The organism is Azospirillum lipoferum 4B, from assembly GCF_000283655.1.
GTDB lineage: Bacteria > Pseudomonadota > Alphaproteobacteria > Azospirillales > Azospirillaceae > Azospirillum > Azospirillum lipoferum_C.
On record NC_016586.1, the window covers coordinates 52592 to 79382 of the forward strand.

Genomic DNA, 26791 nt, shown 5'->3' on the forward strand with positions numbered 1-26791 from the left:
CCGACGCTGACCTGCTTCCAGGGCAAGAGCTGCGAATACTGGTACCAGCCCGACGCGCAGTATCTCGTCTATATGGCCGAGGGCAACCAGACGCTGGTCTGCCTCAAGCCCGGCGAGGTGGTGCGCGACATCGTCGCCCCCGGCGCCCAGGTGTGGATTCCGCACCAGCCCTACAGCTTCGGCAAGGGGAACCGGCGCACCGAGTGCATCGCCTTCATGCCGCGTCGCGCCGGACTGAACCAGCAGATCTCCGTCTTCACCAACGAGCGCAAATACGACCTCAACGTCGAAACCCACAAGCGCACCCATCATGTCGAAGTCCGCTGGCGCTATCCTGAGGATTGGCTGGCGGCGCTGAACGGCCCCGCCGCCCTGACCGGCGGTTCCCCATCGGAGCCGCGCGACCGCACCACCGAGCTGGCTTTCCGCGACCGCCGCTGCGCCTACACCCTGGACGGCGATACTCCGGCGTGGCGCCCCGTTCCAACGGCGGACGGCCAGCCGCCGGTCTGTGACGACGGCGAGATCACCATCATCAACTTCACCCCCGGCGCGCTCGGCGCCTATGGCGCGCCGGTGCTGTGGCGCATCGCCGGGGACGGCACCCGCACGCCGGCGCAGTACGGCCGGATGAACGCCACCTACCATGTTGCCGGCATCCACGACCATCTGCTGCTGGGCCTGGGCGCCCAGGAGGTCCACATCCGCAGGAGCCGGCCATGAACAACCGCCCCGACAGCGCGCCGGTGCCGTCCGACCCGCTGGAGCGCCGCCGGGTGATCACCTCCGGTCCGCACATCGCGCGCATCCTCCTGGTGCTGACCGTGGCGGTCGGTCTTGGTCTGGCCGCCTATATGCTCGGCCGTAGCCAGGGAGCCGGTGACGTGCCGAAGCTGTCGGTCCTGCTCGACCGGCGGGAGCCGGACGCCAAGCTGCCGAGCTACGCCGATTTGTCCGCGCCACCATCCCCGGCCCCATCGCCGACGCCGCGCTTCGAGGCGCCGAAGGCGTCGCCGGCACCCGCGAAACCCCAGGCGCACAGCCCGGCGAAAGACGACGAGCTGCGCAAGAAGGCGCTGGAGGCCGGGGTGGGGGGCTGGAGCCGCAAGGAGCCGGACGAGGCCGCTCCCGCCGGAACACCGGGGCGGACCGACGTCGCCGCCGCAGGGTCGGATTGCCTCGTGCCCCCCGGCACGCCGATCGCGGCGCAGACCATCTCCCGGGTGGTGACGGAACGTGGCGGGATCGTCACCGCGCAGATCACGCGCGACGTCTGGGATGCCGGTTTCGCCTGCCTGGCGGTGCCGGCGGGATCACTGGTGACCATGGAGATCGGCGCCACCGTCACCAAGGGCCAGAAGCGCATCGCGGTCGCCAAGCCGGTGATCACCCGGCCCTGGCCGCGCAACGACACGGTTCAGTTGGTCGCCATGGCGGCCGACGCCACCGGGGCCAGCGGCTTGCCCGGCACCGTCGAGGTGCCGTGGGTCGGGACCGGTTTGCTGATTGCCGCCAGTACCGCGGTCGATCTCGCCTCGGCGGCGCTGACCGGTGGCGGCGGTCTGCTCGGCACCATTCTTGGACGCGGCATGGAGAGCCCGTTGGACCGGGCGGCCAAGGACCTGCTGGAACGCGCGCCGGTCATCACCCTGGAGGCGGGCGAGCCGCTGCTTCTGGTGCTGCGCGGGGCGTTGCGGGCCGACGACTTCCGGTCGTGAAGGGCGGCGTCTCATTCTGAAACGGAGCATCACCACGTCACGCCAAGGAACGGGCGACGTCGAGAAAACGCTGGGCCGCCGACGTCAATCCCGACTTCGGCCACGCCGCGGCGACGGTTATGCTCAACGGCGGTGCGAGCGGCCGGCCGACTATGCCGGTCGCGCCCGTCAGCACCGGGCTGCCGGCGGGCAGGACGGAGACCCCAAGGCCAACGGCGATCAGCATCAACCGGACTTCCAAATGATGCACCCTCAGAGTGGCAGGGAGATCGATTCCGGCGGCGTGACAGGCACTGGTCAGGGCATGATCGGCGGCGCTGGCATGGTCGCCGGAGCCGAGGATCACGGGAAGATCCCTCAGCCGGTGGATGTCGATGGCGCCGTCCGCCGCCAGCGGGTGAGTTGCCGGAAGGACCAGATGAATGTCCTCCTGCCACAGGGCTTCACCATGGGCATGATCCGTCATCGCTGAAGCCGGTAGCAGGGCGAGGTCCAGCCTTCCTTCGGCGAGCAACGATCGATGGTTCGCCACGTCCCCGTCGTTGATGACCACATCCTTCGAAAAGTTGCGCAACGTAGCCGCGAGCCGATGGGTGGCGCTGTCGCTGGTGATTCCGAGACGCAACGGCGCGGCCTCCGCGGCTGTGGTGTGCCGTGCCACATCCATCGCCTGGTCGAGAGCGGCCAAGATATGCCGTACCTCGCTCAGGAAGGCGCGTCCCGCCGGTGTCAGGCGGGTTCCCGATGGGCTGCGGTCGACCAGGCGAGTCCCGACATCGGCTTCCAGCGCACGGATCGATTGACTGAGGGCGGGCTGCCGGAGTCCCAGGTGGCGAGCGGCGCGGTGCAGGCTGCCGGTTGCGGCCAGCGTGTCGACGTGGCGGAGATGGCGTAAATCCATGGCGATCTCCTCTCATGGCGAGACGCCTGTATCTGACATGACATTCCAAGGGAATGGGAACTCGGCAAAACCGGGGATTGGATCATCCGGCAGGAGAGGATCATAGGAGCGGCTGGGCTCCAACAGCGTGGTGTCCGACCAGGCTCCGTCTCTTCGACGCATGCGTTTGACAGACGGCCCCGTCGGCCGGCATGGCGCCACAGGCGGGAATTGGATATTCTCTTTGCGCGCAGAAGATGTCTTCGACCAAAGGGGGCCGTGTCCATGACCACCGATCCGGCGCTTGCCGTATTCTTTTTCGTCAACGCTCCCGCGATTGCCGAACGCCTGCCCACCGGCACGCCGGCCATGGTGCCCGATGAGGCCGAGGCGGTCGCCGAGGCGTTGCGCCGGTTGCCGCGCGAGCGGGTTCCCGAACTGCTGGCCGAACTGGTGCCGGCGGTGTTGGCGGCCGATCCCGGACTGTCCGACATGCTCGACGAGGTCCGGCGTCGGCAGGTGGTGCGGAGCGCTTCGGAGATCGCCCAACTCCTGCCGGCGGTGGAGTATGTCATGGACCATGCCGGGGTGTTGGCGGCCATCATCGTCGGGCTTCGCGTGCTGGGCGAGAACCGGGTCAAGATCGGCGGCGTCGAAATCACGACCGGCTCCGTCCTGCGCGAACTTGCCGAGTTGGTGACGTCGGTGAAATCCACGAAGTCATGACCCGCGAGGAGGCAGAACGGCTGGTCGGGCAGGTTCTTGCCGCATCCGACGAGACAGCGCTTCAGCGGTTGATCGAGGAGCACGCCGCCGGCATGGGGCCGCTGTTCTTCGAACTGCTGGAGGCGCGCGCGTCGGAGCCGCTGTTGCTCGACGTGGCGCGCCGCCATCTCGCCCTGACCGGCGGGGCGGCGCTGTCGCATCTCGACCTCGCCATGCGCCTGTTGGAGGCGCATGTCCAGGGCCGGTTGGCGGAGGCCGTGGAGGAACTGCGGCCGGCGCTCGACGAGGATGCGGTCGATACGCTGATCAAGGCGGCGGAGGCCGGGATCACCCGACGCGCCGATCTCGGACTTGGCCGGCGCATGCTCGACGTCGCCCGCGCCGCGCTGGAATCCGGTGGGCATGACCGGCTGCGCCCCACGCTGGCGTTGGAGGAATGCAACTATTTTCTGCTGACCGACGACACGGCCGCAGCCGAAGCCTGCCTGCGCGGGGTTCTCGATGGGGATGCGCCGATCACGGATCCGCTGCTCCGCCACGCGCTGGCGGTCAACCTCGGTGTCGTGCTGCTGCGCCAGGGGCGTTACGCCGACCTCGTGCGGCACTATACCGATCTCTTGCCGGAGATCGACGACGACCGGCTGCGCCATTCGGCCCGCTCCAACCTTGCTCTGGCGCATGGCGCGCTCGGCCACACCGGAACCGCGCTGACGATGTTCCTGGAACTGGCGGAGGATTGCCGGCGCCTGGGCGACGAAGACCAGCTTGCCACCGTGCATGGCAATCTGGCGCTGCTCCACGAACGGCTTGGCCTGCCCGAGGAGGAGGAAAGGCATCTGCGCGTCTGCCTCGACCTGGCGCTGAACCCCACCGGTGCCGACCGGACGCGCGACTGGCATTCCGTCGCCACCTCTTGCTGCAACCTTCACCTCTTCCACCTGCGACGGCGGGAATTCGCCAAGGCCGCGCATTGGCTGACGCAATACGAGAAGATCACGCGCGGGACCGGCGTGGATCCCGACGGGGTGACGCGCGGCCGGCTGCGCCTGGAGTTCGCCATCGCCCATGGCGATCTGCCGGCCGCCCTGGAGATCGCCGACTCCCTGGTGCCGCGCCTGCCCGAACGTGTCGATGAAGAGGTGCTGGCGATGCTGGGCAGCGCCGGCCGGGTGATGCTGCGGGCCGGCCGCCTCGACCGCGCGGCGGAGCTGTTCGAGCGGATCGTTGCGCTGTGCGAGCGCTCGGGACACGGCGACCTGCTGCTGTCCGGACTCGGCTATCTGGGCGTCGTCCGCCTGCGGACGGACAAGACGGCCGAGGCCGTCGCCCTGTTCGCCCGCATGACCGCGCTCGACCGGCAATTGCGCGGTCATGTCGACGACCCGTTGCACCAGTTCACCTTCTCCTCCCAACATGAAGCGTTGTACGAGGAGGTGATCGGGGCGCTGATCGATGGCGGCGACGCCGGCCCGTTGTTCGACGGTCTCCAGGCCGCCAAGGCGTTCGCCATCGGCCATCGCCATGCCGCCCCCGCCGGCTTCGCCGAACTGAGCGCGGCGCTGCCGCCGGGCACCGCCTTTCTGGAATACGATCACCGGGCCGGACGCAGCGTCTGCGTGGTGGCGGTGCATGGCGCCGCCGAACCGGTGCTGGTTTCCCTGCCGCTCGGCGAGCGGGAGCTGGTTGAGGCGGCGGCGCGCTTCGACCGTTGCCTCGTCTGGGCGCGGTCGTTGCTGGCCGGCGATCCCTTCGATTGGCTGGAGCCGGTGGCCCGGGGACTCCTGCATCCGGTGATCGAGCGGTTGGGCACCGATGTCCGGCATCTGGTGATCGCACCGGCGGGTGGCGCGACGCGGCTGCCGTTCCACATTCTGCCGCTGGCCGGCGGCGGGCGGGTCATCGACCGTTTCGCCGTTTCCTACGCACCGAGCGCCACGGTCTGGCTCGCCGCGGCGGCCCGCGCGCGCCGGCCCGCCAGCTTCGCGCTCGCTGCCGGTGGCAAGCGCGACGACGGCGAAGGTCTGCGGCGCGGCTTCACCGACGAGGGCGAGGCGGTTCGCCGGCTGTTGCGGAGTGCCGGCTGCCGGGAACTGGCGGCGGCGATCGGCACCGGCGACACCTGCGCGGCGCTGCTCGACCATCTGGAGGCCGACATTCTGCACGTCGCCGCGCATGGCCTGTTCGATCCCGCGCGGCCGGCGGCCAGCGGCCTGTCGCTGTCGGCGGACGGGGAGGACCGCTTCGTCTCGCTGGAGGCGCTGGCCCATCGGCAGACGGCGGCGGAACTGGTCTTCCTCAGCGGCTGCGACACCGGCCGCGTCGCCCCCTTGCGCAACCAGGAGGCGCTCGGCCTCGTCAGCGTCCTGCTGAGCCAGCGGGTGACGGCGGCGGCGCTCAGCTTCTGGCCGATCCTGGGGGAGGGGGCCGTGGCCCCGGACATCGTCGCCGCTTTTTACCATGGCTGGTTGCTTGAGGGTCTGTCAAAGGCCGAAGCGTTGCGCCAAGCCATGCTGCGCCACCGTGACCGGCCGCTGTACGAATGGGCCGGCTATGGCCTGTTCGGCTTTGCGGCGGAGGTGCCGCGGAATGACGTCTTCCCCCTGTGACGACGGCCCGCGCAGCGCGCGTCAGGCCACCACCCGCAGCCGGTAGGCGCCCTGGCCGAAGGTGGTGCGGGCGCCGGCGTGGACCAGGGCGCCCAGGGCCAGCAGCGGCAGCAGGGGGGCGAGCGGGCCTTCCAGGTAGACGGTGCCGGTTTCCCCCTCCATCGGCAGCCAACGGTCCTGCTTGGCCGAACCGCGGCGCCAGTCGACGCGCTTCAGGTCGCCAGCCTCCACCCGCACCGCGTCGGCGGCGGCCAGCAGGGCGCGGCGGTCGCAGGCGATCCCGGCATCCTGCCAGCGGGCCAGCCCGAACACCCGGTTGGTCAGCGTGCCGACGAAGCCGGCCAGACCGTGGCGCAGATCGGTGGAGCCGCGCAGGCAGACCGGCGTGGTGAACTCCAGCGCCACCGCCGAGGCGGCGGCGGGCACCGTCACGCCGTCGAAACTCTCCACCGACCGGCCGAGCAGGCGCAGGCCGGCGGACGGGGGTGGGGAGGCGCCGCCGCCGGGGCGGTGGGCGGCACGGGCCTCGCGGACGGTCAGCACCTCCACCGCCGGGCGGGGAGGCGGGGCGATGCCGGTGCGCAGCGCGGCGGTCAGCGCGTCGGCCGCCGCGAGCGTCCAGTCGCAGGCGAAGCCGAACAGCGTCAGCCCGACCAGCAGATCGCGCCCGCGCGCCTCGGCCCGCAGCACCATCGGACGCGGCACGATCAGCCCGCTGGCGATCTTGCCATGCTCGCGCACCAGCACGTCATAGGCGCAGGGCGGGTCCCACCGGCACGGCGCGCCGCGCAGGGACTCGTCGGAGGCGCCGGCCATCAGCGCCCGCTCGAAGGCGCCGCGCAACCGGCCGGCAAAGGCCGGATCGTCGACCAGCGCCGCCGCGTCGGCACAACGCAGCGTCACCGTCTGATGGAACCAGCCGGCGGCCAGCTCCTCCAGCGGCACCGTCGCCGCCGGCTCCATCAGACGGCGGTCGAGCGGCGGGGCGGTGTCTGCATGGTCCGGCACGGCGATGGGGCTTTCCTGGAATGGCACGCGGTGGCTGTGTCTTGCGCCGGTTGTACCCCTTTCCGGGCTATCCGGCGAGGAGGAAGGGCAGGCGGCGGGGTAACGGAATGATGCGGGACGGGGGTGGGATTTTGGCGGTTGTTTCAAATCTGGTGTGGAAGAGCTGGTAGACCATTGAAGATATTGGGATATTGGGCTGTTCATTGGGTGGTGTTAACCACTTTTCCGGGATTTTGGAGATTTTATCCACACCATGCGTGGAAACCGTTGGGAATTTTCCCGTTGAATCAAGCGGATGCGAGGGATACCGTCGCGATGGCATCCGCGTTCGGGAGCGGATTGAAACCATACAGGCTTGGTCATGTCGGGCTCCGGGAAAAAGAGTCGCGACGGCATCCGCGTTCGGGAGCGGATTGAAACGTTCAGCCGCCGTGGGGGGAGATCAGCGGGGCTTTCGTCGCGACGGCATCCGCGTTCGGGAGCGGATTGAAACGCTCGCGTGATTTCGTCGAGGAAGATGATCCCCCCGGCCGAGAGCCAATTGTCGCGGCCGGCTTCCTCCCCCCTACAGCAACCAGAAATCCTGCTGTTCCGGCACCGGGGCGCCGCCCAGCGCGGCGCTGTGCGCCAACCCGTGCGCCGACAGGGCGTACATGCGCAGGCTGTCGCGCGGTCCAAGCTCCTTGCCGGCGCGGGCCAGAAGCGCGCGGGCCTGGGGTTCGGTCAGCCGGGCCTCGAACACGCTTTTCTGGACGCGGACGCCCCATTCCTCCAGCACCGCCGAAACCCGGCGGCGGCGGCGGTCGTTCGCCACGTCATAGCAGAACACCATGACCATCGGCGTCTCGCTCATGCCCGGCTGCCCCTTCAGTAATCCATGACATAGGCGCGGTACGGCTCGCGCCCCTGGACATGGGCGGCCAGAGCCTGCGCCTGGAACCCGATCAGCCCGCGCCAGGTCGTGCGCTTGCCGTCGCGCGGGCTGGCCACCGGCCGGCGCACCCACTGTTCATAGGCGCGGATGATGGCGCCGACCGCGTCCGGATCGATGCGGCACCCCTTGATCTCCCCTTCGCCGGTTTCGCGCCGGCTGAAATGGTCGGGGCGCAGGGTGCGGCGGTTGAACAGCGTCACCGCCAGCCCTTCCATCAGCGGCGCGCGGAATTCCTCCATCAGGTCGTAGATGCCGGCGTCGTGGCGGTCCTGCGGGCTGTGCAGCACGCCGAAACCGGGGTGCAGGCCGTGGCGGGCGATCAGCGCGGCGACGTCGCGTTCCAGCAGGCCGGACAGATAGGACAGCACCGCGTTCACCGGATCGGGCGGCGGACGGCGGCGACGCCCCTCGAACTCCCATTCCCCCTCGATCTGTGCGGCCAGCGCCGGCCAATAGCGGGCGGCGCCCTGGCCCTCGAACCCCAGCAGGGCGGCGACGTCGGCGGCGGTGTCGAGCCGACGCAGCAGGGCGTTGATCGCCAGAACCGCATCCTCCACCACGCCCAGCTTGCGGCTGCGGTTCAACCGGCGCAGCAGGGCGCGCTGGTTGCGCAGCCGCCCGTCAACGATCCGGCGGGCGAGGTCCAGCCGCAGCCCCTCGTCCAGCGCGTGGCGCGCCTGATCGAGATGCAGGGCGGCGCGCCGCGCCTCGGGCCGGGTCAGCCGGCCATGGGTGGCGCCGTGCCCGTCGACGAAGGCCAGTTCGGTGTCGGTCGCCAGCGCCCAGCGCAGCGCCTCCGCATCCGCGTCGGCCTCCGGCCCCAGATCGATGCGGTCGAGGTGGTGGTGGTGGATGGCGATCAACTCGCGCTCGCCGCCCAGATCGTCGCGCTCCACCACGGTGAAGGCCTCGTTGCGCAGGGCCAGGCGGCGGCGCGGAGTCTGGACATGCAGGGTGCGCAGGGCGGGGTCGAGACCGGCGGCGCGGGACTGGCGGTCGCGCTCCTCGGCGGCGGCCTCCTCCGCCTCGGCCGCCGCGTCGCGGATGGCCAGCGCGCGCAGCAGGGCGTCGCCCTCCGTCTCCTCGCCGTCATCCGGGCGGGGGCTGGGCAGCACCAGCGAGCGCACGAACAGATGGCCGAGAAAGCGGAAGCCCTGGTCGAACGGCACGATCCGCGTCTTGTCGCGGTTCAACCGCAGCCCATGCTCCTCCAGCACGGCGGCGGCATGGTCGAGCGCGCGTTCGGCCCGCTCGCGCGACCGGCAGAGCAGGACGAAATCGTCGGCGAAGCGCACCAGCCGCAGGCCGCGCCCGTCCAGCGCCTCGTCCAGATCGTCGAGGTAGAGGTTGGACAGCAGCGGCGACAGCGGCGACCCCTGGGGCAGCCCGACGCCGTTCTCCGCCCCGCTTTCCAGCCAGACGGCGATCAGCTCGGTCAGCGGCCCGGCGCCGATGGACCGCTCCAGCCGGATCAGCAGGCGGTCGTGGGGGACCCGTTCGAAATAGCGTTCGATGTCGGCGTCGACCACCCAGTCATAGCCCTGGTCGCGCCAGCGCGCCACCCGCGCCACCGCCTGCGGCACCGAACGGCCGGGGCGGTAGCCGAAGCTGGCATCCTCGAACTCGCCATCCAGCAACGGGGTCAGCACCAGCGCGGCGGCGGTCTGCGCCACCCGGTCGGTCACCGGCGGAATGGCGAGCGGGCGAAGGGCGCCGTCCGGCTTGGGGATCGACAGCCGCCGTAGCGGTCCCGGCCGGTAATCGCCCATCCGCAAGGTGCGGTGCAGAGCCAGCAGCCGCGAGGGCGCCGCCTCGGCGAAGCGCCCGACCGTCAGCCCATCGCCCCCGGCCGCCCCGGCGTTGCGCAGCACCCGCCCCCAGGCGCGCTCCAGCGTATCGAGTCGCGTGACCTCCTCGAACAGATCGGCGTTGTCGGGCGGAGCTGTGGGCATGGCGAGGCCGCGCGCAAGGACGTTGCGCGGAGGATCGCGGTTGTGGATGTTTGTGTCAAGTTTGGTGTGGAAGGATGTGTAGAACGTTGATTGCTATCGGGATTTGGTGTGTTTGATGGTGGATCTTAACCAAAAAATAGCGTTTCCGGCTTTTTTATCCACAGGATGCGTGGAAAGGCGGCTGAAAAAGCAACTTGAATCAAAGGACTGCGAGGGGCACTGTTCCGCCGGTGTCCGCGTTTGGGAGCGGATTGAAACATACGCAGCAGCTTCGGTTCGTTGAGTTGGAGTTCGACGTTCCGCCGGTGTCCGCGTTTGGGAGCGGATTGAAACCCTTGGGCGGTGTTGGACGAGCCGTTGACGCCGGTGTCCTGCGTTCCGCTGGTGTCCGCGTTTGGGAGCGGATTGAAACGGTCGGGGCGGTCATCGGGTGGGCTCCTTCGGGAAGAGTTCCGCCGGTATCCGCGTTTGGGAGCGGATTGAAACACGTGCCGTCCGTGGTGTGTGTGGGCGAGGCTGCTGGTTCCGCCGGGGTCCGCGTTTGGGAGCGGATTGAAACGCTCGGTCGTTCAGTTCGTTGTGGTAATCAATTGTTTTACGTCAGTCTCCGCGTTTGGGAGCGGATAGCATGTCTTGGATCGACCGTCCCGCGCAGGCGGCGCGATCCGGCCGGGCAACAAACTCAGGTCAATCGCGCCTTTGGACGTGATGGCCCTTCCGACTAGCCCCTGGGGAACAGGTCATGAGGAGGCCGGAGGCGTTCCAGATTGCGAAGCGGAAGGTCTTTCCCGCGGTCCGGACGCAAAGCCCCTCACCCAGCCCTCTCCTCGCGGGTGAGAGGGCCGACGTCGCCGCTTGCGCGGCTTCGCGGGAAGCATCGGGGAGCCGGTCGGCCCGGATTCCGTTCAGCCGTGCCGTCTTGGCCGCGTCCGTTCGCCGTGATCACTCGCTTTTGACGGAGACCGGCTTGACGTAGACCGGCAGGGGTGGCGGGTCGTCCTGACCCTGCGGCAAAGCGAGGGAGGGCAGGGCGCTCAGGCCGCCCGGCCGGTCGTTCTCCTGGAACCAGCGGAAATTCTCAGCGCGCGACCGTGGCCGTGGGTGGCGTTCGCCGGGCTGGGCCGCGCGGGGATAATGGACGGGCACCGTGTCGGAACCGATGCCTCGCGCCGCGGTGAGAAAGGCGGCGATCCAGGGCGCCCGCTCGAACACCGGGGCGCCGGATGCCGTTGTCACCGCCTGCCGGAAGGCTGAAACGGCGGCGTCCCTATCCGTGGCGGCGGGCGATCCGGCGGCGAGCGTGACGTAGCGGTCGCGCAGCGCGGCGCCGTCATGGACGTTCCAGCCGGCGATCCGCAGCCGAACGGATCCGAAGCCCAGCGGTTTGCCGCCGCCCAGACGATGGACCGCGCCGTCCGGCAAGCCATCCAGCAGCCAGACCAGCGCGCCGAGTTCGACGGCTGACAGGTTGGTGACGTGGATGTCGAAGCGGAACCGGCTGCCCGGCTTCACCCAACCCTCGATGGAACGGTTTTGGCGGTCCGCGCGCTGGTCATTGGGGTCGTTCGGCATCGCCGGTTCCGCCCGCAGATAGTCGCGGTAACGGTTGCCGGCCACCGGGCGGGACCCGTCGTCGCCGGCGGCATCCTGCCAATAGCCCTGCGGCAGATCCCGGTGATGGGGATAGATCTTGCGGCCGCGCAGTCCTTTCCCCTCCCGATAGGCGGTGTCCGGCCGCTCCAACCCGGCGGGCTGCGGCTGCCCTTGCCGGGTCCTGGCGACGTAGAAGCGCCCGTAATGGGGCTTTGGCTGGCCGAGGATTGCCAGCGGCAACGGGCGGTCGAACCGCTCCACCGACTCCGCGCCGTCCAGCGGGTCGATCGGCCCAAGCCGCAGATTGCCGCGATAGGCGCCGTTGCCGGCCTGATTGACCCAGCCGAACACCCGGTCGGCGGGCGACAACTCGCCCAACCCGGTGGCCGGCCGCAAGGACCGGTCCAGCAGGCCGAGCGGCGCGACGTCATGGAGGTCGCGGGAAATCATCACCGGATAGAGGCCCCGCACCCTAAGCAGGTTTCTCCAGATCGGGCCACAGGCCCGGCCTGGAGAAACCTGCGGACTCTATGGTTTTGCAGGTTTTCCGAGCCCGCCCATTCGTGGGCGGAGTTCGGAAAACCTGCTTAGGCGCGCAGGCTATGCGGCGACAGGTTCTTGGCCACCCGGCAGTGGGTGAGGAAATCAGCACAGGCGCGGGCAACGTTCATAAGGGACTCGCCGGGGCGGCGGAGGCACGCGCGCGTGGCCCGGCTGTTCAGCGGACGTACGTATGCATTTTGCCCGTTGGTCTAGAAAGCCATCGCGGTCATGGCAAGGCTTAAGCTTTCGTATGCTTACGTCTGCCGGCATAGGAGGAGCGGGCCGTTCGCTCACTCCCGCAGAGCGGCGTGCCGCGGCCGTCAAGCTCCCGCAATCGGGTCGCGGTTTGCCGCCAACTCACGGACACGTTCGCCACCCAGCCGGCAGGCACTCCGTTTCCAGCCCAGTGCTGTTTGTGGGTTTCTGTGATTTGTGGACTCGTCTGGGGAAACTGGTGAGCGGACACCCACATGATCACCATGGTGGCCATGCTGCCAATTTGGGACTGCGGCCTCAATCAATCGCATTCGCTGGGCACCTTGAATAAGGTCGCCCAACACCCTCTTTATCGCGACATCGCGCAGCTTTGACACGCGTGAGTAAAAGCATGGCATCGTTTAGCTCGCATACTTAACATTTGGTGCACGAAAAATACGAATAAGGAAGGGTGAAATGTCTCAAACATCATTTTTTTGAATTTCCCCATGCATCTTGCAACTATAAGAGAATCGGCATTATCATCAAACGGCGGTGCCCACCTATTTGCAACAATGGGTGGAGCACTCCCACGACCTGGACCATATTGACTTGAAGCCATGACGACAGGACCGCACAACGCGCTTCCCCGATTGGTGGAGCGGGTGATGAACCGGAGCGTCGTGCCCTTCGTCGGCGCCGGTTTCAGTTATGATGCGCTGCACCCGGCGGGTTGGCGCTCTTCCCGGAGTTGTATGCCAGACCTGCTCAGGGTGGCGATCAGGAACATCCTGGCGACGCAGCCGCCGTGCCAGGGCAATCCCACGCATTGCGCCCTTCTTGACGAGATCGATACAGCCACCCTCGACCGGTTGGCGGAATGGCTGACATGGCTGTCTGGGCCGGTCGCGGTGTGCCATGCCGCCGGGATCGCCGACTACCAGAAACTTTTTCCCCTCCCCAGTCATCGGTACCTCGCCGGTCTTGCCCGCGAGGGTCTGGTGGAGGAGGTCATCACCACTAACTATGATTGCTGCATCGAGACGGCCTTCGACCAGAGCTTCGGCCCCGCAAGCAAACGAGCGGGCGAAAGCCGCGCGGTGGTGACATCGTTGCAGCATTACCGCACCTACGCGGCCGCACATCAGCGCCCGGGCCATCTGCTGATCTACAAGGTGAATGGCTGCGCCCGCGAATTCGCCGCCGTCGACCCGACCAAACGGGCGGAACTGGAGACGGCGGCGGAGCGGATCGTCCTCACCGAACGGCAGTTGCAGGGCTTCCGGCGGGAGAACTGGGCCCGCGACCTGTTTCAGGATCGGGCGCGGACGCGGACCCTGATGTTTTCCGGCTTCGGCAGCGATGAACCGCAGATCCGCCACACCGCCCTGACACTGATGGAGGAGTTCGGCCGCGATTCCGGCCGAACTCCCCCGGTCGACGCGATGGCCCTGCCCAACGCCCCCTTCCTGCACAGCCACGACGGCAAGCTCAGCTTCAACCAGCGACAGGTGATGCTCGGCTTCCTGCACGCCCACGCGAATCCAACGGTTGGGACAGCGGAGTTGATGCCGGATCTGGATGTCGTTTGCCGCAACGTGATCGGCCCAAAGGCCAGGGCAGACAATCTTCTGACGGCAAGCGACTTCATGGCGGATCTGTTCGTCCGTTGTTGGGCGAAGCGCGCCATTGAGCAGATCGATCAGGTACTGACCGTCTGGCTGAGGAATCTGGTGCCGAATTTCCGGCATTGGACGGATTTCCTCAAGGAACAGATCTGCCCAGGGATACACGGCGATCCGGCGAGTCCGCCATCCGACCCGGTCCGGGAGGCGCTGTCTTTCGGCAAGGCAACGACCCAACCCCTGTTCCGCCTGCTGTGGAGAATGCACGCTCCGCAATCCCCGGCGGTACCGGACGGCTGGTACCTGCCGCTGCGGGAGGAGCCGTTGCAGGTGCTGGCGACCCTGCTCCTGTTGCTTCTGGCGAAACCCTCTTCATCGGATCCTGAGCCGACTCTGGAATTCGCGGAAGGATCCGACGCGGGCGATCCTCTGAAAGTCGGGCTGATCGGTGGGGACTCCATCGAGAGCCTGAGGGAGCGACCCTGGAGCGGCGGTGGCACCCGCCTTGTCCGCCTGATCGCGGTACCCGGCACGACCTCCGGACCGCTCGAAGGCCGGCTGGTCGAACGGCGCGGCACCGACCCCGGCGCCCCGGTGCACATCGGGCGCTACGCCGTGCTGCCGCTGGATGACGCCATCCGGGCGGCGGGATCGCCGGAGCGCTTCGGCGCCGCCCTTCGCGGGGCCTTCGCCGACCTGCGGTCGCGGTCGAACGCCGCGCTGAACTGAACGGGAGACGAAAGGGGTGCCGGATGACGACCGAACGACAAGGCAAGAAGATCGAACCACCCCTGGTCGGCGCGGACAAGGACGACGAGAAGGACCAGCGCGCCGACCGGCCGTCCTGGCGACGCGAAGCCATCCATCTCAGCCCGATTTGCCTGGTCGCCATCGTCCGGCCGCTGCGTCGCGATCTTGAGACCGCGCAGTCGGAGATGAAGCGGGAGTTGTACCGTTACCTCCGGCGCCTGTCGCAGACCCTGCTGGACTACGGCGTCGCCCGTCCCGTGGTCTGCCTGGTGATCGCCGCCGACAAGGAGGAGCGGGGCCTTCTCGATCGCTGGGGAGCTGACCAGGGCTGGCACCGGGGGGCCTTCGCGCTCTACGCCGAGGTGGAGGAGAAGAGAGTCGAACTCCGGCTGAAGGATCTGCTGTCGCCCGAGGTGGAGGAACTGATGACGGAGGACGCGAAACAGCAGACCTTGGAGCAGTATCTGGCGAAGATCATGGAGGAACAGGCCCGCACCGGCGTCTCCGGACCCGACGCCTCCCTGCTCGAGGTGATACGCAGTGTCGTTCAAGGCGCGACGCGGAACGAAAACCCGAACATTCGCGACATCATTGGGGGCTGGGTGGGCGATCAGGTCGAGGCGGCGCGGCGCATGGTCGAGGAGTCCCGGCGATGAGCATCGAGGTCACGACGAAAGGCGCGATCTCGCGGATCACGTCTCTGAAAATCCAGAATTTCAGGGGCTACACCGGGACGCATGCGCTCAATTGCGATGCGGATTTCGTTTTGGTCGTCGGCCCCAACGGCCACGGCAAGACCGGCCTGATCGACGCGCTGACGCTGCTGCTTACTGGCTACAACATCCATGACAGCGCCGATAAACTTCGATCGGTCTACCGGGAGGCAGGCAGCGCGGTATCGATTTCCGCCGAATGCATGGCCGAGGAGAGCGAGACATGCTCCCTTGCCATGGACATCAAGGACGAGATTAAACGGCCTTTCGCGTTGCCTGGGGAAAATCAGATCAACCCCGAACTCCGCGCCAGACTCTGCGCCTTCTACCAGGACCGCGTCGGTTTCCTGTTCGATCGCGAGGCCAAGGGGCTGACGTTGCGCGATGTTCTCGAACCAAAGCCACAAGCGATCATCGACATCGAGGAGCAGCTCAAGCCGATCAAAGAATCCTTGATAGCCGCATCCCAAGGCAAGGACTTGCGCGGCGAATGGGTCGGCGACGCCCTCGAAACCTTGGATGCAACCCTGGTCGACGCCTGGCGCCCGGTGCAGGAGGAACTGCGACAGATCGCCGACCTGATGGGGGACGGATGGACGCCACTGACCGAGGACGTCGTCACCGATCCCGCCACGGCCCGGGAGGCTGTCGAACGCCTCGCCCGGGGGTGGCTGTCGGGCATGGGCTATCCCGCTGCGGAAATCCCGGGCGACCGACTGATGGAAAACCTTATCGAGCGCCTGCTGACCATGTTGGACGGGGCGATCGAGGAGTTCAGGCAACTTGCGGTGGAAGCCTCCGCCGAGGCGCGGGAACTTCAGAAGAAACTGGACGCGGCGGCGGCGGAGCGGGCCACCATCGAACGGCACTACCCTAACCTGGACAAGGAACTGGATTGGGCGGGAGGCGGCACCGGGTACGTCGACATCGATCTCCTGACCCTGTTCCGCCTGTTGGCCAAACGGGCGGAGGCTTGGCGAACTCCGCCGCCCGGTTCCCGCGACGAACTCCGGCGGATCGCGGACGAGTTCGCGCGGGTCGTGCCGCTGGAGGCGGAGAAATGCGCCGGCATCCTGGCCGTCTGGCTTGACCCCCGGCGACAAGCAAAACAGCGGCGGCTGGTCCTCGACCAGCGCATCGCCGAATTGACGCGGGAACTGGAACAGGCACGGTCCAGCGAGGCGGTCCGCCGGCTGGAGACGGTCCAGTATTCCCTGAGGCAGACCCGCAAGTCCCTGGATGACGCATGGCGTAACCGTTGGGAGCGATACCGCTTCGACCACGAAAAGGAAGGTCGACGACAGGCCAACGACTTCCTGATCGCCGCCGGCGAGGCGGCCGAAGGGGTACGGAAATTTCTCGACGACGCGCTGCCGCTCAGCAAACCCCTGCGCGAGGATCTCGAACGGCGCGCCAACACGGTCCTGCGCCGGTTCAGCCTCGTCGAGGGGATGATCCCCCTGAAGCTGAGCCAGGAAACCCGTGCGCGTGGGGAAGACCGGAAGTCCCTGACCTTCGAACCCACGACGGGAGACGACGGGGAACGGGGCCTCGACCATTTCTCCACCGGGCAGCGGGCGCAGGTCGCCATGTCGCTGCTGCTGGCGCAGAATCAGGCGGTGACCAGCCGTCTCGGTCATCGCGTCATCCTGCTGGACGATGTTTCCACCGCCTATGACCTGTCCAACCTTACGCGGGAGACCGTCATGTGGCGGCAACTCGCATATGGGGCTGAAGGCAAGAAGAATACACGTGTAAAGCGACAGCCGTTCCTTTGCTGCCACCATGAGGATATGATAAACATGGTCGCCGACCTTATGGTGCCGCCGACAAGACGGACGATGCGCATGCTGCGGTTCAAGGGGTGGTCAAAGAAGGCAGGACCGGACATCGAGCAGATGACGGTGGAGCCCAGCGCCGATCCGGCCGGCATGTTCGGCCTCAAGGACGCCTTGGCGCGCTTCTGACGGAATCGAGGGGGATGGTCGGCGATGACGGGTGTGGAACTGCGCTTTGCCTTTCAAGTGACCACCCCGCTGTTCATGGGGGGTGCCGACCCGACCAAGCCGGAGCTTCGCCCCCCTTCGCTGAAGGGATTGCTGCGCTTCTGGTATCGCGCCGTGGATCCGAATTTCGCGCTGCGGGAGGCGGCGCTGTTCGGCGCCCGGGGCGACGGCGGCGGGCAGAGCCCGTTCCGACTGCGGGTGGAGCCGCTGGACCAGCCGGCCACGGTCGGCTGGGCCGACCTGAAGCCCGAACATTTCAATGTGGGCAGGGATCGCGGCACCCGCAACGGGCTGGTCTATCTGGGATTCCCCTTTCCGATGCAGGGACGGCGGGGCATCGCCCCCGGCCACCGCTTCGTCCTGTCCTGCCGGTTCCGCCGGCCCAAGGCGGGCTTGACCCCGGAGCTTGAAGAGTGCTTGCGGGCAGTGACGGCGGCGGCGTGGCTGCTGGGTCATTTCGGCGGTGCCGGCAGCCGGGCACGGCGGGGTTTCGGCACGCTGACCCTTGTCGAGGAGGTGGACATCCGGGGCATCGATTGGCCCGACGGACGCGCACTCCCGCTGATCTCCCGGCTCGACTCCCCGGAGCAGGCGACGGCGGCCATGAGCGCGGGTCTCCGGACCTTGCGGGAGGTCTGGTTCCCCGGCGCCTGGGGGGAGGGTCAGGTGGCGATCCGACATCCCCATCTGGGCGCGCGCTTCGACCACCGCTTGATTTCCGGCGCGGTCGCGCCGGGCGAATGGGGCAAGGGCCTGAACGGTCTTGGTCGTTTGATGCAGGATTTCCGGCAGCGCCGCGCCCCGGACTATCAGTCGGTGAAGGACGAACTGGCCAGGGTCCGCCCGCTGGATCGCACGCCGGAGCGGGCCGCCTTCGGGCTGCCGCTGACCTTCCGCTACGGCTCCCTGCCGGGGACGAAGCCGATCACCCTGGCGCCCTACGCCGAACGTTTGCGCTCCACCCATGAACGGCATGGCAGCCTGATTTTCCTGCGCCTGTTGCAGGTGGGTGGGATGCTGCATCCGCTGGTCACCCGGCTGGACGGCGCCATCCCCGGCAACGCGCCGCCGGCCGCCGCGCGCGGATCGGGGCGGCGGCTCCAACCGACGGACGGCAAGCTGCTGGAGAGGTTCCTCGACCACGCGACCAGGGAAGGTACGCCGTCATGAAGCGCTATTCCCTCTGGCAGCAGAAACTGATCGCGTTCTTCCACGATCCGCCGTCCAAGCCGTTCACCGGAATCGGCAAGGTTGGAGGGCACAAGAAAATTGCCGACCAATTGTTCGACGCATTCCAGGCGAACAACAAGGGTCGCGAATGGCGGCATTACTACAAGGCAGGCGACTGGGCGGCATCGGGTGCCGACCGGCCGCTTCTCTATGTCCCGCGCGGCCCGAAAGGGGTCGGTCAAGTCTATTGGCATACGGAGCCGGTGATCACCCATCCACTGGCGCCCGGTCACCGGATGGAGCTTCACGGTGATGCCGGCGTGCCGCCCGCCGAGGAGGACACGCTGGCCGTCACCGATGGGGTGGATCTGGCGAAGGACCTCATCGGCGATGCGAAAGCGATCGCCACCGAACTGGCCGACCTCGTGACCGACTGGGGAAACGAAGACCAGTTGCGACAGGCATCGGTCGTCCTCTGGCGCCGATTCCGCACCGATCTGATCAAGGCGCGCGGATACGACCCGCTGTGGCAGGAGATGCCGGCGGAGTCGCGGTGCCCCGACCATGCCATCTGGGATCACCTGAAGGTCGCCTCGGCACTGGCCTTCCTGAAACCGCACAAGATGATGGAGAAAATAGGTGATGAAGGGGCGCAGCAGCCCTGGATGCTGCGCATGGGGATCGGCCCGGTGGGGCGCTTCATCGGGGAGTCGCGCTCCTCGCGCGACCTGTGGATCAGCTCCTTTCTCCTGTCCGACCTGGCCTGGCATCTGATGCAGCCGATCGTCGAGCGCTATGGCGCGGACTGCATCGTCTATCCCGACCTCCACGCCAATCCCCGCGCCGACGCCTGGTTGAAGACGCACCGCGACTATGGCGACGACCTGCGCGACGTGTTCGACGGCGCCACCTGCGACGCCACCAGCTTCGCCGCCATGATCCCGGACAATTTCGTCGCCCTGCTGCCGCTGGGCGGCGAAGGGGAGCTGCCGCATCTTGCCGCCCTGTGCGCCGAAGCGGTCAAGGCGATGGAGGACCGGTGGCGGCAACTGGCCGACCGGGTCCGCGACTGGATCGCCGCCGACGTCCGCCCGGAGGGCGACGACTGGCGGGCGATCTGGAACCGCCAGCACGGCGCCTGCCCCGTTCACGCCACCTGGGTGGCCGTGCCCTGGCTCCCTATGGGACGCATCGGCGATGCCGCCTCCCTGCGGATCGGCGCGCCGCTACCCTGTCAGACGCCGGGGGCGGAGGTTCCGGAGCGAGACCGGATCGCCATCGCCGAGCGGGCTGAACGTCTGTCGCCCTGGATGTCGCAAAAAATCTGGACCCATTACGAGAATGCCCGATCCGTCTATGCCGCGTCCCACCTCGACTATCACCAGATGGAGCGGGGTTTCGACTACGCCCTGACCCATCATCAACTCATGGTCCGTCACCGGCTGCGCAAGGCTGCCGATACCAGCGCCGTGCCCCCTGCGGAGGAGGGCGAGAAATGCACCCTGTGCGGCGCCCGCGAGGCGTTGCGCCTGTCGCCCGCAGGGCACGGCAACCCGCGTCAAGCGGCGCGGGCCTTCTGGAGTCATGAGAGTCTGGACCCCGACCGCTCCGGCGCCGAACGTCTCTGCGCCATCTGCGCCACGAAGCGATTCCTGGTCGCCGCGGACACGGGCGGCACCACCTTCAACCATCTGTGGGGAACCGGGGAGGACCGGGACCGCGACGGCAAATACCGCGTCCCCTTCCCCTCCACCGCCACCGTGGCCGCGCAGGATTTCCTTGTCCGCGTCGCCACCGACCCCGGACTTGCCGGGGAGCGGGAGGCGGTGGTCCGCGCCGCCCGGACGGCGGGACTGCCCCGCACCAGCTTTCCTCGCGCTTTGCCCCGTCTCGCCGACGCTGCTGCGGGGGAGGGGCGCTCCTTCCTGGAGTTCGAGGCGGAGGACATGCTGTTCCCCGAGGTTCTGGAGGGGAAACGCGGCGCAAGCGCTCTGTCCGCCGAGAAGAAGAACGGACTGAAGGACCTCCAAAAGGCGGTGCGGAAGCTGCGCGCCAAGGCCACCGAAACCGCCGGCAAGGAGAAGCCGGCCGCGCCGGAGACCGGGATTGCTGTGCTGCGCCTGGACGGCGACGCCATGGGTATGCTGCTGCTGGGCGACCCTGAGCGGATCGCCACCACTTGGAAAGATGTCCTGCATCCGGACGTGCTGGATCGCCTGCCGAAAGCCGAGTACCTGAACAAAGCCGGCTGGCCGTCGTTGTTGGGGCAAAAACGCCTGATGGGGCCGACCCTGCACGCCTTTGTCAGCCGGGCGCTCGGGCATTTCAGCCACACCATCGTGCCCTGGGTGGTGGAGCGGGAATTCGGCGGCCGGCTGATCTATGCCGGCGGCGACGATCTCTTGTGCCTCGCCCCCGCCGCCGAGGCCGTGGATTTGGCGGCCCGCCTGCAACAGCTCTTTTCCGCCGCCTGGGTGATCGACACCAGCTCGGAGGAGCCAGCCTGGGGCTGGCGTCGCGGCGGCCGAAGAGATGAGCGCGGGCAAGATGACCTGCGCCGCCGCTTCGCCATCCCGGTGATGCCCGGCGACGGCGGGCTGATCCGGCTGAACGATCCAAGCCAGCTGTCGGCTCCGCACGTTGCAGACGGTCCGGAAGGGGCGGCGGACCGGCGCCGCTTGCACGGCCTGCTGATGCCGATGCTGGGGTCCGGGTCCAGCCTGTCGGCCGGTATCGCCCTCGCTCACTACAAGACCCCCCTGTCCGTTCTGTTGCGCCGCTCGGCAGATTTGCTGCGCATGGCGAAGGCTGCCGGAGGTGCACACCTCGCCATCGGCCATGCCTCCCGTGGTGGGGACAAGACGACGGTGTGCCTGCCCTGGACGCTGTCCGAAGGGGACGAGGCTCTCCACAGCGCCCGCGATGAACTGGCGACCGTGATCCAAGGGTTCCGGACCTCGCTGCCCGGCCGGCTTCCCTACAAGCTTCGCGAGACGGCGGAGCCGCTACACGCCGTCCTGACGATGGAACCGGAACCACCGCCGGAGCGGCGAGACGCCTTGCTTCGCGGACTGTTCCTCGACGCCCTGGACAGCGGGAGCCCGGGATCCGCCGGGGAGGCCGCGTTCCGCCTGTGGCGCCACGCCGTCGGCACCCGTCCGGCGAAGCCCGACGGCTGGGCCGACGCGCTGCTGCTGTGCCGGGCCATCGCCGGCGGCATCGGCAAGGAGGAGGACGAGGCATGAGTGCGGCGCATCGAACCCGCCTCGACTTTCTGGTCGAACCGGCGGAGGCACTCCTATTCGGCCCGCCGCGCGGCTTCTCCGCCGGGGAGGCGCATCGCGTCGCCTCGCAATTCCCGCCGACGCCCCAGGCCTTCCAGGGCATGGTGCGGACCCGCCTGCTGCTCGGCGGCGACCTTTCCGTGGACCTGAACAGCCGGGCCGGGGCCGCGCTGGTGCCGTCGCTGGTCGGAACGGCGGACCGGCTGCCGGAAGGCTGGCGGATCGACGGCCCCTTCCCCGCCCGGCGCGGAAAGGACGGTATCGTTCGCCCCTGGGTGGCAACGCCGCGTTTCCTGCTGATGCCCCCCAAGGACGCCGACGGCGCCACGGTCCATCAGGCGCACTTCCGCTCCGCCGACCCCCAGGGCGGCCTGTCCGACCGCGCGCCAAAGGAACCCGGCGGCGACACGCTGCCGGGCCGGCCGGAACTGGGCGACATGCGACCGCCGGGCGGCTGGATCGATCCCGCCAACCTGCACGCCGTCCTGTCGGGCGCCCCGCAAGGCTGGCGCGCCGGGGGCTGGTGCTGCGACCTGCCCCCCTTCGTCAAACGGGAGTCCCAGTCCGGCGTTGCCATCGATGCCCGGACCGGGCGGACCCGGCACGGCATGCTCTATTTCAGCGAGGCGCTGCGGTTCGCGAGCGGATCCGGCCTGCTGGGGGGATTCACGGGGACGCTCGCCCCTAGCCTGTCGGCCGCCGCCCTGACCACCGGCGCCGGGCAGGCCGGGCGCAAGGGCCGGCTGGTCCGGTTCGCCAAGGCGGAACGGCTCGATCCGGATTGGCTGGCTGTGCGCGAGGGTCGATATCTACCCGACCGGGTGACCGAAGCCGACCGCTTCTGGCTGGTGGCCCTCACGCCCGCGCGGCGGTCGAAGGCGGCCGAGTTGCCGATCCGGACACCGCGCGGATCGGCCGTGAGCGTGCGGGTCGTGGCCGCCCTCGCCGGACCACCGGTCGTGCTGGGCGGGTTCGATCTGGCGGGCGGCAAACCGCGCTCGAACTGGTCCTACCATCCGGCGGGCAGCGCCTGGCTGATCCAGTTGACGGGTGGCGACGATGCGGCCCGCGCCGCGCTGCTGCGCGACCTTCATGACAGCCACATCTTGGGCGACGAGAACGAGGCGGTCATGGGTTTCGGCCATGCGCTGGTCGGACTGTGCGAACGGAAGCAGGAGGAGACGGGATCGTGACGCTGTGGACACGCACCGCGGTGATGGGGCTCTACACCCTGTCGCCCACCCATGTCGGCACAGGACAGGCGACCGGGGCCATCGACCTGCCGATCGCCCGCGATGCCGCCACCGGCTTCCCGGTGCTTCCCGCCACCAGCCTGAAGGGCGTGCTGCGCGACCGGTTCAGCCCGGATCCCCAGCCATCCCAATCGGATCGGGACCTGATCATCCAGCTTTTCGGCAGCGAATTGGCCGATATCGGGAAGGATTCCGACACCGGGAAGGACTCCGATGGCGACGATGGCGGCCTCAAGCCCGGACGGCTCGCCGTGACGGAAGGCCGGCTGGTGGCCTATCCGGTGCGGTCCCTGTCGCGGCCCTTCTTCCATGTCACCTGCCCGCAGATCCTGGAGCAACTTCTGCGCGACCTGCGCGCCACCGGCGGTCCGGCGCCCTCGCTCGACCTGACCGCCCTGGACGATCTCCGTGGAGCCCTTGCTTCCGACAAGGCGCTGGCCGGCAAGGCGCTGGTGCTGGAGGATCTGGTGTTCGCCCCGGACACCGTGCTCGCCCCGGACGGCATCGGCGCCATAGCGGCGTTCCTGGCGGGTCTGCTGCCCGCCGATGAAGCGGCGACCCGCCGGCGTCTGGAATCCGGGCTGATCGTCATTCCCGATGCGGACTTCACCGCTCTGATGCGCAGCGCCGTGCCGGTGCGGGCACGGGTGAAGCTGACCGGCGGCAAGACGACGGACAAGTGGACCAACCCCGACAGCGGGGAAACGGAAAGCGGCAATCTCTGGTACGAGGAGACGCTGCCCTCCGACTGCCTGTTCGTCGCTCTGGTGGGTCAGCGGCGAGATCGCGACAGGAAGGGGGCGACCCTGCAAACCCTGCTCGATCGGGCCGCCAATCTCGCCGTGTTGCAGGTGGGCGGACACGAGACGGTGGGCCAGGGGCTGTGCCTCTGCACTCTGGAGGCAGCGGCTCCGTCGGGAGGTGCGAGATGAATGGAACCCGAGGGACCGCCATCCACGACCTGAAGGGCGAGCGGGCTCGCTTTAGTTTCCAGGAGGTCGCGGGGTGGCCCGATGGAAAACAACGCACGAAACTGACGACCCGCCTTCAGGGGTTGGCGGTGCAGGTCCATACCGAGGGGCTGCTGGTGACGCTGGCGGCGATGATGGCCGGCGACAGCGACGACAGCCGGTTGGCCAACGCGCTATCCCGCTGGTTGCTGAGGGAGTCGCCGTTGCGGGCGCTGTTCGACCCGGCCACCGCCGCCGAGGCCGGACCGCGGCTGCTGCTGGAACGCGCCGCCGGTGCCGGACGCTCCGACTATGCCGCGCTGCAGACGGAGACCGTCGCCTTCTTCGACATGATGAAATTGTTCGCCACCGCCCTGGACAAGTCGGCCAAACACGAGAAGGGCGGTGCCGGATGAGCCGGCTCTTCGCTCTGGCCCCCGGCGGGCCGGCCGGATGGAAAGCGGTGGCTGACCAGGTGGAAGCGCCGACCGCCAACGCCGCCCTGGTCTGGGACCGCTATTTCCCGATTTGGACCGGGGAACCCCGGTCGCCCCGGCGGTGGACACCCATCCAAGTGCGACGGGGAGACAAGCCGGAACCGTCTCCGCTGGCGCTGTTCGTCGCCGCTCGCGAGGGAGCGAAGGCGCAGCAGGTTGCCTGGCTATCGGAACGCACCGCCCGGATGGAACGGACCCTGCGCACCCTGGCGGCGGCGACGGGTCAGGAGTTCCTGCCCGTGGAGGCCCACACCGTCTGGCGCTTCGTCATGGGGCTGGGAGCGGCGCATCCCACCGGCAATGGATTCGTCTTCGACCCCACCACCGGCCTGCCGGTCATCCCTGGCAGCGCGGTCAAGGGGCTGTGCCGTCAGGCGGCCGCGGAAAGCGGCATCGCCCCCGAAAAGATCGCGAAATGGTTCGGGCCGGAACGCGACCGGACGGACAATGCGGCGGCAATGGGGTGTGTGCGGTTCTTCGACGCCTTTCCCTCCGAATGGCCGCGCTTCACCGTCGATATCGTCAACGGCCACCATGGCGATTGGTATGAGCGTCAAGCCAGGGCACTGGCCGGGGACCGGACGGCGCAGCGGGAGATCGCCTCCGGTCCGGCTGAGACCGAGGATCCCGTGCCGGCGCAGTTCCTGGTGCTGGGTGACGGAGTCACCTTTCGCTTTCCCCTGCTGACCCCGCCCGACATCGTGGCGGACGTGCGGGCGGTGCTGAAGGACGGTCTGGACTGGCTGGGGCTGGGCGCCAAGACGGCCATCGGCTACGGCGCCTTCCGCACCGGTCCGGTGCCGGTCCTGCCGCCAGCCAAAGGACCGGGCGGCGGATCCGGCCAACAGCCGCCACCTCTCGCGCTCAAATATTACTACGAAGGCGACGAGGTGCGGATCCTGGAACGCTGGAAAGGCGGACTGGTCCTGGTCGCCTATGTCGATGACGATGGCGACCGGTTCGAGGTCGCAGAACGGCATCTGACCGTCCGTTGAGCGGTGCACTGAATTGTGCCGGGTTCGTTGGAGGCTCCGATGCAGGTAGGCGTGTTCCGAAAATATGGAGCAGCGTGTGCAAACTTGGCCATGATGTTTCATGCTGCCAATTTGGGAATTTCGGCTTCAACCAGCCGCAAGAATCGTTGGTTGCGTGCCCCCGCAACCAACCCTTACGCTATAGCGCGCCATGCTAACCGGAATTACGATCCAGTACGTCAAATTATACCAGCGGCTTTGAAGTGTGACTCGTCACGGTGGATTCCCTTTTGGTCCGCCCTGTGATTCGCTGCCAGCTCTCGGAAGGAGGCGGGTATGGCGGCGATTGCGATCACGCGGCTGGAGCTGAGTTCAGCGGAGTTGCGCCAGCGGGCGGTGCGTTTTGGCGATCCGGATGTAGCGCGGCGCCTTCTCGCCCTAGCTCTGGTTTTGGAGGGGCGATCTCGCGAGGACGCCGCGCGGTCTTGCGGGATGGATCGGCAAACGTTGCGGGATTGGGTTCACCGCTACAACGCCCAAGGCGTGGCGGGGCTGCGGGATCGTAAGGCACCGGGAGCCAAGCCGAAGCTGTCGGCGGAGCAGGAAGCGGAGGTGGCGTCCTGGGTCCGCTCCGGTCCGGACCTCGCCGAGGATGGCGTGGTTCGGTGGCGGCGGTGCGATCTGGCCCGCAAGATCGAGCGCCGGTTCGGCGTGGTGCTGGCCGAGCGCAGCGTTGGCGGGCTGTTGCGCCGTCTGGGGTTCCGTCGCCTGTCGGTGCGCCCCCAGCATCCTCAGCAGGATGGCGAGGCGCTCGAGGCTCACAAAAAAACTTTGCCGCTCTGGTTGCCGGCGCCCTCCCCGACACCGCCCGCGGCAAGCCGCTGGAGCTCTGGTGGCAGGACGAAGCCCGGGTCGGCCAGCAAGGGACCCTGACCCGGGTGTGGGCCGCCAAGGGCAGCCGGCCACGCGCGCCCCGCGACCAGCGCCATAGCTGGGCCTACCTGTTCGGCGCCGTCTGCCCGAGCCGTGGCGCCGCCGCGGCCTTGGTCCTGCCCAAGGCCAACGCCGCGGCAATGACCCTGCACATGGCCGAGATCAGCGGCCAAGTGAGCGACGGCCACCATGCGGTGCTCATCCTCGACGGCGCAGGCTGGCACCAGCCGGGCGACAAGCTGGTCGTGCCCGAAAACATCAGCCTTCTGCATCTCCCGCCCTATTGCCCGGAACTCAATCCGGTCGAAAACATCTGGCAGTTCCTGCGACAGAACCACCTCAGCCATCGCGTCTTCGATTCCTATGCCGCCATCGTCGAGGCCTGCTGCGAGGCGTGGAACGCTCTCGCCCAGGCACCCGAAATCATTCGCTCAATCGCCTCACGCTCGTGGGCAGCGGTCAATGTCTAAAGCCGCTGGTA

Annotated in this window: 19 protein-coding genes; 14 read left to right on the forward strand and 5 right to left on the reverse strand. The window is 68.1% G+C overall.

Translation table 11 applies throughout. From position 1 onward, the window contains the following. Positions 1 to 72: 72 nt before the first annotated feature. Both AZOLI_RS18695 and AZOLI_RS18700 read left to right on the forward strand, forming a co-directional pair. Complete coding sequence (locus AZOLI_RS18695; RefSeq protein ID WP_244442608.1) at positions 73 to 723, forward strand: TrbG/VirB9 family P-type conjugative transfer protein; 651 nt, start codon at positions 73 to 75, stop codon at positions 721 to 723. Next, positions 720 to 1718, forward strand: coding sequence for a TrbI/VirB10 family protein (locus AZOLI_RS18700; protein ID WP_014188707.1), 999 nt, complete (start codon positions 720 to 722; stop codon positions 1716 to 1718). The genes AZOLI_RS18695 and AZOLI_RS18700 overlap by 4 nt, the downstream gene beginning before the upstream one ends. Before the next feature lie 37 nt (positions 1719 to 1755). On the opposite strand, the gene AZOLI_RS18705 is transcribed toward AZOLI_RS18700, so the two are convergent. Continuing rightward, the gene (locus AZOLI_RS18705; protein ID WP_014188708.1) at positions 1756 to 2619 is read right to left on the reverse strand and encodes a LysR family transcriptional regulator; all 864 of its coding nucleotides are present in this window, start codon (positions 2617 to 2619) and stop codon (positions 1756 to 1758) included. Positions 2620 to 2883: 264 nt separating this feature from the next. Between AZOLI_RS18705 and AZOLI_RS18715 the strand changes: the two genes are divergently transcribed. Together AZOLI_RS18715 and AZOLI_RS18720 are read left to right on the forward strand one after the other, a co-directional pair. Beyond that, positions 2884 to 3324 (forward strand): hypothetical protein, encoded by a 441-nt coding sequence (locus AZOLI_RS18715; protein WP_014188709.1) that lies wholly within the window; start codon positions 2884 to 2886, stop codon positions 3322 to 3324. Further along, complete coding sequence (locus tag AZOLI_RS18720; protein ID WP_014188710.1) at positions 3321 to 5930, forward strand: CHAT domain-containing tetratricopeptide repeat protein; 2610 nt, start codon at positions 3321 to 3323, stop codon at positions 5928 to 5930. Before AZOLI_RS18715 ends, AZOLI_RS18720 begins: the two co-directional genes overlap by 4 nt. A 21-nt stretch (positions 5931 to 5951) precedes the next feature. Here AZOLI_RS18720 and cas6 read toward each other — a convergent pair whose 3' ends face one another. From cas6 to AZOLI_RS18740, 4 genes are all read right to left on the reverse strand, one after another. Beyond that, positions 5952 to 6938, reverse strand: coding sequence for a CRISPR system precrRNA processing endoribonuclease RAMP protein Cas6 (cas6, locus tag AZOLI_RS18725; RefSeq protein WP_162488312.1), 987 nt, complete (start codon positions 6936 to 6938; stop codon positions 5952 to 5954). A gap of 565 nt (positions 6939 to 7503) precedes the next feature. Beyond that, positions 7504 to 7791 (reverse strand): CRISPR-associated endonuclease Cas2, encoded by a 288-nt coding sequence (gene cas2, locus AZOLI_RS18730; RefSeq protein WP_014188712.1) that lies wholly within the window; start codon positions 7789 to 7791, stop codon positions 7504 to 7506. A gap of 14 nt (positions 7792 to 7805) precedes the next feature. Then, entirely contained in the window at positions 7806 to 9824 is a 2019-nt protein-coding gene (gene cas1 / locus AZOLI_RS18735) for a CRISPR-associated endonuclease Cas1 (RefSeq protein ID WP_014188713.1), read from the reverse strand. A gap of 942 nt (positions 9825 to 10766) precedes the next feature. Then, positions 10767 to 11888, reverse strand: a complete 1122-nt coding sequence (locus AZOLI_RS18740) for a TIGR03986 family type III CRISPR-associated RAMP protein (protein WP_014188715.1) — start codon at positions 11886 to 11888, stop codon at positions 10767 to 10769. A 935-nt stretch (positions 11889 to 12823) separates the two neighbouring features. Here AZOLI_RS18740 and AZOLI_RS30460 point away from each other — a divergent pair. The 10 genes from AZOLI_RS30460 (at position 12824) to AZOLI_RS31365 (ending at position 26780) form a co-directional block, all read left to right on the forward strand. Next, on the forward strand, positions 12824 to 14509 hold the full coding sequence (locus AZOLI_RS30460) for an SIR2 family NAD-dependent protein deacylase (protein ID WP_162488313.1): 1686 nt from the start codon (positions 12824 to 12826) through the stop codon (positions 14507 to 14509). Between the two features lie 23 nt (positions 14510 to 14532). After that, complete coding sequence (locus tag AZOLI_RS18750; protein WP_014188717.1) at positions 14533 to 15186, forward strand: hypothetical protein; 654 nt, start codon at positions 14533 to 14535, stop codon at positions 15184 to 15186. Further along, positions 15183 to 17210, forward strand: coding sequence for an AAA family ATPase (locus AZOLI_RS18755; RefSeq protein ID WP_014188718.1), 2028 nt, complete (start codon positions 15183 to 15185; stop codon positions 17208 to 17210). The genes AZOLI_RS18750 and AZOLI_RS18755 overlap by 4 nt, the downstream gene beginning before the upstream one ends. A 24-nt stretch (positions 17211 to 17234) precedes the next feature. After that, entirely contained in the window at positions 17235 to 18419 is a 1185-nt protein-coding gene (gene cmr1 / locus AZOLI_RS18760) for a type III-B CRISPR module RAMP protein Cmr1 (protein WP_014188719.1), read from the forward strand. After that, the gene (cas10, locus tag AZOLI_RS18765) at positions 18416 to 21664 is read left to right on the forward strand and encodes a type III-B CRISPR-associated protein Cas10/Cmr2 (RefSeq protein WP_014188720.1); all 3249 of its coding nucleotides are present in this window, start codon (positions 18416 to 18418) and stop codon (positions 21662 to 21664) included. Before cmr1 ends, cas10 begins: the two co-directional genes overlap by 4 nt. Next, positions 21661 to 22896: a type III-B CRISPR module-associated Cmr3 family protein gene (locus tag AZOLI_RS18770; RefSeq protein ID WP_014188721.1), complete on the forward strand. Its 1236-nt coding sequence runs from the start codon at positions 21661 to 21663 to the stop codon at positions 22894 to 22896. The genes cas10 and AZOLI_RS18770 overlap by 4 nt, the downstream gene beginning before the upstream one ends. Next, positions 22893 to 23888: a type III-B CRISPR module RAMP protein Cmr4 gene (gene cmr4, locus AZOLI_RS18775; protein WP_014188722.1), complete on the forward strand. Its 996-nt coding sequence runs from the start codon at positions 22893 to 22895 to the stop codon at positions 23886 to 23888. Before AZOLI_RS18770 ends, cmr4 begins: the two co-directional genes overlap by 4 nt. Further along, complete coding sequence (locus AZOLI_RS18780; RefSeq protein WP_014188723.1) at positions 23885 to 24322, forward strand: type III-B CRISPR module-associated protein Cmr5; 438 nt, start codon at positions 23885 to 23887, stop codon at positions 24320 to 24322. The genes cmr4 and AZOLI_RS18780 overlap by 4 nt, the downstream gene beginning before the upstream one ends. Then, entirely contained in the window at positions 24319 to 25398 is a 1080-nt protein-coding gene (cmr6, locus tag AZOLI_RS18785; RefSeq protein WP_014188724.1) for a type III-B CRISPR module RAMP protein Cmr6, read from the forward strand. Before AZOLI_RS18780 ends, cmr6 begins: the two co-directional genes overlap by 4 nt. Positions 25399 to 25713: 315 nt before the next feature. Further along, a protein-coding gene (locus tag AZOLI_RS31365) for an IS630-like element ISAli3 family transposase (protein WP_076611116.1) occupies positions 25714 to 26780 on the forward strand; the annotation gives its coding sequence in 2 pieces (ribosomal slippage) (positions 25714 to 26200 and positions 26200 to 26780; 1068 coding nt in all). Positions 26781 to 26791 lie beyond the last annotated feature (11 nt).